The organism is Accumulibacter sp. (assembly GCF_029255285.1).
In the GTDB taxonomy this organism is placed as follows: Bacteria; Pseudomonadota; Gammaproteobacteria; order Burkholderiales; family Rhodocyclaceae; genus Accumulibacter.
Genome location: NZ_JAPUVI010000095.1, coordinates 126793 through 137079, shown reverse-complemented (window position 1 = coordinate 137079; position 10287 = coordinate 126793). Strand labels below are relative to the sequence as shown.

General features: G+C 60.6%; 9 protein-coding genes. 7 read left to right on the top strand and 2 right to left on the bottom strand.

The genetic code is table 11. The annotated features are described in order from the left end of the window. Nucleotides 1–149 precede the first annotated feature (149 nt). The gene (locus Q1M07_RS13760) at nucleotides 150–1097 is read right to left on the bottom strand and encodes an IS5 family transposase (RefSeq protein ID WP_300454482.1); all 948 of its coding nucleotides are present in this window, start codon (nucleotides 1095–1097) and stop codon (nucleotides 150–152) included. Nucleotides 1098–1489: 392 nt separating this feature from the next. Here Q1M07_RS13760 and Q1M07_RS13755 point away from each other — a divergent pair, with 392 nt between their 5' ends. Next, nucleotides 1490–2047, top strand: coding sequence for an OmpA family protein (locus Q1M07_RS13755; protein WP_300454481.1), 558 nt, complete (start codon nucleotides 1490–1492; stop codon nucleotides 2045–2047). Between the two features lie 148 nt (nucleotides 2048–2195). Here Q1M07_RS13755 and Q1M07_RS13750 read toward each other — a convergent pair whose 3' ends face one another. Beyond that, entirely contained in the window at nucleotides 2196–4076 is a 1881-nt protein-coding gene (locus tag Q1M07_RS13750; protein WP_300454480.1) for a serine/threonine-protein kinase, read from the bottom strand. Nucleotides 4077–4289: 213 nt separating this feature from the next. On the opposite strand from Q1M07_RS13750, the gene Q1M07_RS13745 reads away from it, so the two are divergent. From Q1M07_RS13745 to Q1M07_RS13720, 6 genes are all read left to right on the top strand, one after another. Continuing rightward, a complete protein-coding gene (locus Q1M07_RS13745) occupies nucleotides 4290–4610 on the top strand; it encodes a DUF485 domain-containing protein (protein ID WP_300454479.1) in 321 nt (106 codons plus the stop codon). Next, on the top strand, nucleotides 4607–6271 hold the full coding sequence (locus Q1M07_RS13740; protein ID WP_300454478.1) for a cation acetate symporter: 1665 nt from the start codon (nucleotides 4607–4609) through the stop codon (nucleotides 6269–6271). Before Q1M07_RS13745 ends, Q1M07_RS13740 begins: the two co-directional genes overlap by 4 nt. 202 nt (nucleotides 6272–6473) lie before the next feature. Further along, on the top strand, nucleotides 6474–7871 hold the full coding sequence (locus tag Q1M07_RS13735) for a carbonic anhydrase family protein (RefSeq protein WP_300454477.1): 1398 nt from the start codon (nucleotides 6474–6476) through the stop codon (nucleotides 7869–7871). A 65-nt stretch (nucleotides 7872–7936) separates the two neighbouring features. Beyond that, entirely contained in the window at nucleotides 7937–8836 is a 900-nt protein-coding gene (locus Q1M07_RS13730; RefSeq protein WP_300454476.1) for a radical SAM protein, read from the top strand. Continuing rightward, nucleotides 8833–9648 (top strand): Sir2 family NAD-dependent protein deacetylase, encoded by an 816-nt coding sequence (locus Q1M07_RS13725; protein WP_300454475.1) that lies wholly within the window; start codon nucleotides 8833–8835, stop codon nucleotides 9646–9648. Before Q1M07_RS13730 ends, Q1M07_RS13725 begins: the two co-directional genes overlap by 4 nt. Before the next feature lie 53 nt (nucleotides 9649–9701). Beyond that, entirely contained in the window at nucleotides 9702–10277 is a 576-nt protein-coding gene (locus Q1M07_RS13720; protein ID WP_300454474.1) for a DUF4337 domain-containing protein, read from the top strand. The last annotated feature ends 10 nt before the right edge of the window (nucleotides 10278–10287 follow it).

Sequence of the window (10287 nt, the reverse complement as noted above, 5' to 3'; positions counted from 1 at the left end):
GTGGCAGTAGCCTCCCCAGCACCCGATCTTTCATCGCTTGTCCGTATCTCGCCATCTGTGTCTTCTCCTTATCGCCCTCTGTTTCGGATCCTAGCGAGGCGACAACTAGTCTGACACAGAGGGGGGCGCGGGGGGCGCACCTTTCCCAGTTACGTCAGCATGGCTCGCCTCGCCAGGTAAAGATTGGTCAGCCCAATCAGGGTGAAGACCTGGGCCGCATTCTTGGCCAGGCCCTTGTAGCGCACCTTGGTGTAACCGAATTGGCGCTTGATTACCCGGAAAACATGCTCCACCCGACTCCTGACCGACGACATCTTGCGGTTAAACCGCTGGTTCGCCTCGGTCAGCTTGTGCTTGGCGGAGGATTTCAGCGCTACGCCCCAGAAGACGACCGCCTTCCGAGCCGCTCGCTTCAGGCGGTTATCGACGTAGCCCTTGTCGCCGAATACGGCCCGGTCGTCTTCGCGCAGCAGATTCGGCGGCTGGCTGACGTCGGCTTCGTTCGCCGCCGTAACCGCCACGGTATGCGCCAGACCGCTATTCACATCGGCGCCGACATGAATCTTCATGCCGAAGTACCACTGGTTGCCTTTCTTGGTCTGGCGCATTTCCGGGTCGCGCTGCTTCGCCTCGTTCTTGGTCGAGGGCGGGGCGTGAATAATGGTGGCGTCCACCATCGTACCGCCTTTGAGCAACAGCCCCTTCTGTTCCAGGGTGTCGTTGATGGCATTCATGATCGCCGCCGTCAGTTGGTGCTTCTCCAGCAGGCGGCGGAATTTCAGGATGGTCGTCTCGTCCGGCATAGATTCGTCAAACAGATCCAGGCGGGCAAAAGCCCGCATGCACGGGACGTCGTACAGGGTGTCTTCCATGCCGGGATCGGACAGGTTGAACCACTGTTGCATGAAGTAGATGCGCAGCATCGTTTCCAGGTCGCGCGGTCGGCGTCCTTTGCCCGCTTTCGGGTAGTGCGGCTCGATCAGCGCCAGCAGCGCCGGCCAGGGCACAACGGTTTCCATCTCTTCCAGAAACCGTTCGCGCTTCGTCTTCCGCTTCTTCCCGCTTTCGGCCAGCGTCGCAAAGGAGATCTGTTTCATGTTGTTCAGTGATTTCGTTCTTCGCCAATGCCGGCAACTTTATCAAGCCCGGCTTATGCTCATGGCTTGGTCAGAGATTCCTTAGCGGGTTTTCGGCAGTCAGAACTGGCAGGTCGACGATGGCGCGAGGACCCGCCCCCCCGTGAGCGGCAGCCGCTTGCTCGTGTAACCAACGCGCCGGTCGTGCGTTGAAGAGCTTTGTCGACCCGGCCAAAGTCGAAGGGCGTATGCTATACGGACTATCTTGCCACGGTTGTTCGCTCGCCGCCCGGAAATCCGGTCGGCGGACGAACTGCCTGATTCAACGGTGGGCTAGGCGTTCGGCGGCCATTGCGATGGCCGGTCGGGGCTGTATCGGTCGATGTCTGAAGTCACGTTCTTGGAGTAAGCATATGAAATACATCAACGTTGTGGGTATCGCCTGCTGTCTGATGGTACCGGGGGTTTCGCTGGCGCAGGCTGAAAAGGTACTCAAGCCCGAGGAAATCAACGAACGGGCGTTAGTCGATTTGCTCTCCCCGGAAACCACCGCGCCCGCCGCCAGGCCAAGAACCCGATCGATCAGCGTGACGCGCGACGAAAGCTCATTGCCGGCAGCCGCCAAACCGGCCGCCGCGTCCCTGCTGATCGTCTTTGAAACCAACTCGGCCAGCCTGACACCAAAGGGCAAGCAGTCGCTGGATGTCGTCGGCCGCGCTCTGAACTCGGAAAAACTGACGGCCTACCGATTCGCTATCGAAGGCCATTCCGATCCACGTGGTGGCGAGGAATACAACCTGCGGCTATCGCAGGCGCGCGCGGAGAGCGTCGTGGGGTATCTCGAACAAAGCCACCAGATTAATCCCAGCCGTCTCAAGCCGGTCGGCAAGGGCCCTTCGCAACTGCTCAATCCCAGCCGCCCCGAAGCGCCTGAAAACCGTCGCGTAACGATCAAGAGGCTAGACAATTAGGCTACAAGTACTGACCCTACTGTCGGACAAGGCGCTTTTTTAGACGGCGCCGTTTCCCGCAACCCCTTCTCCGGCCAGCGAGAAATGGCTTGCCGGTCGACGACGCGTCTTTCCCCCGTAAAGCCCAAACGATCTCACGCTAGCGCGGTCATTCGACCTCTTCAATGGCAAACAACGCAGCGCCATAGAGTGCTGAACAGTGGCGGCCGGATGGACAAATCACCTTGCCGGCAAAAGGATTTGCCCCGCCTAGCGGCGATTCTGCGGCAATCTTTTCGGCCAGCTTGCGCGGAAATTCGGCGAACGGATCGACTTTCTTTAGGCCTGCGGCCGAAAAATCGCGGCGATTCTCAGAGACGAGGGCGACGAAATAGTTGGTGCCGACGGGACCGCTGGCTGTCATCGCCCAACCCGGTCGCGGCAGGCTCAGTTCTCCGTCGCCGGCAATTCCGTTGTCGGCATCGATCGCATTGGGAAACACCAGGTTGAACTGCTTGTCTGTGCCGACCATCAGGACATATACATAGCCCGGTTTCAGCGACGTTACGCGGAAGCGCAATTTGTCTTTACCAATGCTTACCTTGGCCTTCTCGGGAACCACCGTCACCCGGAAATCAACGGCACGTTGTTCGTAGATTTCGCGCAGCATATCGACGGGGTCGAACGCCTTCGCCGCACGCTTAGCCGAATCGGTTGCGCCATTCTTCCCGAGCAGCAGGTCGACCAATTGCTTTTCGTTGATTTCCTGGCGATCGGTGGTCACTACCTGGCCCGCTGGCTCCGTTGGCACGGCCGTCGTGCCACCAGCCGACGACGTGGTGACCGGTGGTACTGCCGTGCTCGGCGTCACCGACGGTTTTGCTGGCTCGATCACGGGTAGCGCAGTGGACGGCGTGACTGCCGGTTTGGGTTGCAACAAATAGAGAGCTCCGGCGACCACCAGCAGCAGAACCCCAACACCACCGGCAAGCAGGGGCTTCCGGCTAGCCGTCACCGGACTCGCCGGTTCATGCGGGGCCGGCTTTTCCTTGGTCTCGCGAATCGCCGGCTTGGCCACTGTGCTCTCGTCGGCCTGCAGCAAGGCGCGGAATTCGGCAACGCTTTGTGGACGATCTTCCGGTCTGACAGCCAGTGCACGATCGATCGCTGCCAGAAAAGAGGCGCTGTAACGACCGGCCGCCACTTTGGCCAGCGGCACCATCGTATCGTTGATCGAACGTCCGACCGACGGTGTCGGGGGCCTGCCGGTCACGGCGTTGTAGACCACCGCGGCCAGGGCATAAAGATCGGTCCACGCACCCTGCTTGACATGTGGCACTTCGGCATACTGTTCGAGTGGCGCATAGCCGGGCTTGAGGATGACCGTCAGCGCCTGCGTCCGGTCGCTGATGACGCGACGGGCGGCGCCAAAATCGAGCAGAACCGGGCGGCCGTCGTTGAGCAACAGAATGTTGTCCGGAGCAATGTCACGATGAAAGCAGTTGGCGTGGTGTAATACTTCGAGAGCTTCGAGCAACGGATCCATGACACCGCGCAACCAAGCTTCGGTCGGAGGCCCCGGCAACTTCTGCAGGCACTGCTTCAGCGTTACGCCTTCGTAGAAAGGCATCACCATGTAGGCTGTGCCGTTGCCTTCCCAGAAACGATACACCTTGACCAGCGACGGATGGTCGAACTGCGCCAACATCCGCGCTTCATTGACGAAGCTGCGCAGGCCGATGGCGAAGGTCTCGGCCAGCCGCGCCGACTTGACGGCCACTGTCAGGCCCTCGATTCTCGCTGCCAGTGACGAGGGCATGTACTCCTTGAGGGCAACCAGGCGACCCAGCGAGTTGTCGTGGGCGAGGTAGACGATTCCGAAGCCGCCAACACCGACCAAGCCAATGACTTCGAATTCGTCGATCTTGGTACCCATTTCCAGGGCATTGTTATCCGCTTCGCCGCCGGTCGTGGCGTCGGCACCCGGTGTCGGTCGCGCCGCCAGCGGGCGCTGCAGCCAGGTCTTTTCGTTTTCTTCTGGTTCAGACATGGAGATCCCTGTGTGAGGCGACGAGGCCAAGTTTGTCATTTTGCCGCAGTTTTCTCGTGCGGCAAAGCCATACTCGGTGCACTCGCCTAACCCGGAATTGAACACGGCATTGATCTGGGTTAGTATTCCGCGCGGCGAGGAGAGAGTCTTGTCAAAATCTGGTCCATTTGCTGTAAAACCGCGTCAACAAAACAAGAGTGGAGGAAGAAACACATGAGTAGCGTTATGTACCAGCGAATGCGGGTGAACCCCAAATTCCAGAAGCTCGTTCGTGAACGAGGGCGCTTTGCCACTATCCTGTCGGCCATCGTGCTGATTTTATTCTATGGATTCTTCATGCTGGTCGCCTTCAACCCCGGTTTGCTCGGGCAGAAGATCGCCGAAGGTTCGATGTGGCCGATCGGGTACACCCTGGAACTGTCGCTTTTCGTCTTTTTCTGGCTCCTGACAGTGGTTTACGTCCGCCGGGCGAACGGAGAATTCGACGATCTGACGGCGGATCTGATCAAGGACGCCCAGAAGGAGAAAGTATGATGCATCGATTGACATCGGGTTTCATCCTGCTCGTCGCATCCTGCCTGGCGATCGCCGGGCCAGCCGTGGATGCAGGCGGAGCCAAACAGTCCACCAACTGGCACGCGATCATCATGTTCCTGATCTTCGTCGCGCTGACCATGGGGATTACCTACTGGGCTGCCAACCGGACCAAGACCACGGCCGACTTCTACACGGCGGGTGGTGGCATCACCGGTTTTCAGAACGGCTTGGCCATCGCCGGGGATTACATGTCGGCAGCCACGTTGCTCGGCCTGACGGCAATGGCCTACACTCAGGGCTACGACGCCTACATCTACATGTTGGCGTTTTTTGCCGGCTGGCCGATCATCCTCTTCCTTATGGCGGAGCGGTTGCGCAATCTGGGGCGCTTCACCTTTGCCGACATTACCTCGTATCGGCTCGATCAGGGGAAGGTTCGCACCATGGCGGCGCTCTCGTCGCTGGTTGTCGTCGTCTTCTACCTGATCGCTCAGATGGTCGGTGCCGGTCAGTTGATCAGGCTGCTTTTTGGTCTCGACTACAACATCGCGATTTTCGTCGTTGGCATCCTGATGATGGTCTACGTCACTCTGGGCGGCATGGTCGCGACCACTTGGGTACAGATCATCAAGGCCTGCATGCTGCTTTTCGGTGGCACGCTGACCCTGCTCCTGGCCTACGTCCAGTTCGGCTTTTCGCTCACCGACTTGCTGCAGAAGGCTGAAGCGGTCCATAAGCTCGGCCCCAAACTGATGGCTCCGGGCAGCCTGCTCGCCGACCCGGTGACCGCGATCTCGCTTGGTCTCGGTCTGATGTTCGGTACGGCCGGTCTGCCGCACATCCTGATGCGCTTCTTCACCGTCGGCAACGCCAAGGAAGCCCGCAAGTCGGTGCTCTACGCCTCCGGCTTCGTCGGTTTCTTCTTCAACGTCATCTTCCTGATGGGGCTATGCGCCGTCATCATCGTTGGCCAGAACCCCGAGTTCTTCGAGGGTGGCACCGTTGGCGGCAAGCTGATCGGCGGTGGCAACATGGTCGCCATGCACTTGGCCAAAGCCGTCGGCGGCAACATGCTACTCGGCTTCCTGGCGGCGGTCGCCTTCGCGACCATCCTTGCCGTCGTTTCGGGTCTGGCTCTGGCGGGTGCTTCGGCGATCTCGCACGACATCTACGCTCGTGTCATCCGTAAGGGAGAAGCCACCGAGAAAGAAGAGATCCGTGTTTCTCGCGTCGCGACGATCGGTCTCGGCCTGCTGGCCATCATCCTCGGCATCCTGTTCGAGAAGATGAACATCGCCTTCATGGTCGGCCTCGCCTTCGGCGTCGCGGCCGCCGCCAACTTCCCGGTACTCATTTTGTCGATGTACTGGAAGGGCCTGACGACTCGCGGTGCCTTGTGGGGTGGCTACGGTGGCGTGATATCCGCGGTCCTGTTCGTGCTCTTTTCGAAGTCGGTATGGGTCGATGTGCTGGGCAACAAGGCCGCCTTGTTCCCCTACACGCAGCCGGCCCTGTTCGCCATGCCGATCGCGTTCATCTTCGCCTACATCTTCTCGAAGAGCGACAGCGGTCCCCGGTCGAAGATCGAACAGGAAGCCTTCGAGGATCAGTACGTACGCGCACAGACTGGCTTCGGCGCTTCCGGCGCCAGCCACTGAGCAGGTTCCGCAAGCAACACAACCTGGCGGAGCGAAACACGCCCGCCAGGGTCTGTGGCTGCCGGCCATCTCCCCGCCACCCGGCGAAGGACGTGGCCGGTGGTTTTTTTCTGCTCAACGTTCCGCGCCGAGCGACTAAGCTGCCGGATCGAAGTCAGCGAAATCGCCTAAAGTTCTCCGGCGCTCTACCGTGATAGCGATGATGAGTTTCACCACCGACGGAACTTCCGGCATGCATCGATACTTCTGGCGTTTGGTCACTCTTCTCGCGAGCTTGTTACCAGCGACAACCGGTGCGACATGGCAGGTCATTTCTGCCGAACCCGGGAAGCGCGTCGAAATCGATCGTGCCAGCGTCCGAAAGGACGAAAGCGGGAAGTCGGTGGCACTGGGGCGAATCATCCTCGAGAAGCCCATTGTCGACCCGAAGACCTCTTCCTACTACCGCATCGTCGAGGCCCTCAACCGCTACGACTGTGCCTCGCGCAGCTACAGCACCCTGAAAAGAACTTATTACAAGAGCGAAGGCGACCTGCTGCGTGAAGAAGATCTGAAGGTACAGATCGAAATGCCGGTGCGCACGGGGATGCTAGACGACAAACTGCTGCGTGAAGTTTGCCGACCAAAGTCTGGCCCGGAAGCCGTAGCAGCGGCGAGCAAGATCGCCGACAAGGTCAACCAAGCGGCCGGTGAGTTGCGCAAAGCCAACGAAGCGCTCCTTCAGAAGGAGGTCAAACGAGCCAACTTGCAAACTCCGGTGATGGAAAAGGCGGAAACCGAAGCGCCACCGGCCCCGCCGGCCAGACTGATAGGGCACCCGCCCGTCGCATCGACCGCACGTCCGCCCGCCGCCGCATCGGCAAGATCGCACGCCGCTCGATCACCGACCATCAAGCCCGGAGATTCCGTCGCTAGCGCACGTGGCACCCCCTACTGGACCTACGAGGGTGACAGCGGGCCCGACAATTGGAGCAAGCTCAAGCCCGAATACGCCACCTGTTCGAGCGGCAAACGACAATCGCCGATCGACATCCGCGATGGCTTGCGCGTCGATCTCGAAGCGATTCAGTTCGTCTATCGCCCGTCGCAGTTTCGCGTCGTCGACAACGGCCACACCGTTCAGGTCGAAGTCGGCGGCAGCCGAATAAGCCTTCTCGGAAAAGCCTACGAGCTCCTCCAGTTCCACTTCCATCGCCCTTCCGAAGAGCGGGTAAACGGCAAGTCATTCGACATGGTCGCCCACCTGGTACACCAGGCGGAGGACGGCAGAATTGCGGTACTCGCCGTTCTCTTCGAGAAGGGACTTGAAAACCCGCTCATCCAGACCGTTTGGAACAATCTGCCGCTCGAAAAGAACGACTATGTCACACCGCCCGACCTGAGCATCGACGTCGCCCAGTTGCTGCCCGAAAATCGAAGCTACTACACTTACATGGGCTCGCTGACGACGCCGCCTTGCACTGAAGGCGTACTCTGGCTGGTCCTCAAGCAGCCGCAGCAGATCTCGGCCGAGCAACTGGCGATCTTTGGCCGGCTGTACCGACAGAATGCCCGGCCGCTACAACCGAGCTTCGGACGGATCATCAAGGAGTCGCGCTGATCCACTGTCCGGCGAGGCCTGCTGACTGACGAAGGCGCCGCACACCGACCTTAATTCAAACGAGCATGCTGCCCACCATCCCAATCCGCTACGTCGAACCCGTATACCGTCCGCCCAGCGAAGCCGAATCGCTCATTTTGCCGGTCACCGACGGCTGTTCATGGAATCACTGCATCTTCTGTGAGATGTATACGGCGCCGCAGAAGCGTTTTCGTGCCCGTGACGAGGCGGAGTTACTGGAGAGTCTGCGCCGTACCGGCGAGCTTTTCGGAAGCGGAATCCGGCGCGTCTTTCTGGCCGACGGCGACGCTCTGGTTCTGCCGACGCGGCGCCTGCTCGCCATACTGCTCGCCATCCGCACTCACCTGCCGGCCGTTAGCCGCGTTTCGAGCTACTGCTTGCCGCGCAATCTGCGCCGCAAATCTGTCGACGAACTGCGTGAACTGGCGGCGGCCGGCCTGTCGATGGCTTACGTTGGCGCCGAATCGGGCGACGACGAAGTGCTCGAACGGGTGAACAAGGGCGAAACCTTCACTACTACTGCGGCAGCGTTGGACAAGCTCGGCGCCGCCGGCATTACCCGCTCGGTGATGATTCTCAATGGTCTCGGCGGGCCGGATCTGTCGTTCCGACACGCCGAAAACTCGGCGCGCCTGGCCAACGCGACGCAACCCGAATATCTGGCAACGCTGGTCGTGAGTTTCCCGCTCGGCGAAGAGCGTTTCCGGAGCGCTTTTCCTGGCTGGCGGCCGCTCGCGCAGCGCGAACTGTTCGTCGAAATGGAGCACTTTCTCGCCCGCCTGGAACTCGAACGGACGATTTTCCGCAGCGACCATGCGTCGAACTGGCTGGTGCTCAAAGGAAACCTCGATGCCGATAAACCTCGCCTGCTGCAAGAACTGCGGCAGGCGATCGTCAACCCGCAAGTGGCCCCTTTGCGCCCGGCCTGGGCACGCGGACTTTGACGACCACCGTCTACGAGCGTTGTGCCGAGCTGATTTCGGCCGCCGACGGCCTGTTGATCACGGCCGGTGCCGGTATCGGTGTCGACTCCGGGCTGCCGGATTTTCGCGGGCCACAGGGCTTCTGGGGAGCCTACCCGGCGCTCGGTCGCGCCCGCATCGCTTTCGAACAGATTGCCAATCCAGCGGCCTTTACGGAACGGCCACGCCTGGCTTGGGGTTTCTACGGACATCGCCTGAAGCTTTACCGGCAGACAGTACCGCACGAGGGTTTCGCGATCCTGCGCCAAATCGGCGAACGCTTGCCGCACGGCGCCTGCGTCTTCACCAGCAACGTCGACGGACAATTTCAGCGCGCCGGCTTCGCCGCCGAGCGAATCAGCGAGTGCCACGGCTCGATCCATCATCTGCAGTGCCTCGACGGCTGCGACGATAGTATCTGGTCGGCTGACGAGTTTCAGCCGGAACTTGACGAGGAGGCTTGTCTGCTGCGCTCCGAGTTCCCGCTCTGCCCGCGCTGCGGGTCGATCGCCCGTCCAAACATCCTGATGTTCGGCGACTGGGGATGGCACAGCGAACGCAGCGACGTTCAGCAAGCGCGTCTGCATGCCTGGCTACGGCAAGTTGGGCAGCCGCTGGTCATCGAAGTCGGTGCCGGTACCCGAATTCCCACCGTGCGCCTGCTCGGCGAGCGGAGCAAGGGCCAGTTGATCCGCATCAACCCGGGCGAGCCGCAACTGCCGCTGGGCAAGGGGGTTTCGATTGCTGCGGGCAGCTTGCTTGCACTGCGCTCGATCGCCGCCTGTCTGGTATAGAATTCGCGCCCCTGCGTTCCACGTAACGCGCCACGAATCGAGGAGAGGAAAAGATGTCCGGTCACGGATTCCACGTACATGGCCCGCACGATCACCAAGTCGAGCATGTCGCGCAGCACGGCGGCGACAATTTCACGTCGCGCGTCGCCGTCCTGACGGCTGTTTTGTCGACCGTTGGCGCCATTTTTGGCTACTTGGGCGGCCACTCGCAAAACGCCGCTCTGCTCTACAAGAACGAGGCGGCGATCCAAAAGACCGCGGCCTCGAACCAGTGGAACTACTACCAGGCGAAAAGCAACAAGCAGAACCTGGCCGAACTGTCCATCACCCTGACGACTGGCGAGGCGCGCGACAGGTACGCACAGGAAGTGGCGCGCTACAAGCAGGAGAAACAGGAGATCAAGGTCGAGGCCGAAAAGCTCGAAGCCGTCGCCAAGGAGGCCGATCATAAGAGCGACCTCGAAATGCATGTCCACGAACGCTGGGCGCTGGCCACGACGCTGATCCAGATCGCCATCGCGATGGCCGCCATTACGCTGCTGACGCGCAAGCGCTGGATGCTGTTCGGGGTTTATGGTGCGGCCGTACTCGGTGTCATCGCCGGTGGCATGGGTTACCTGCATTTGTGACGTGTCGTTT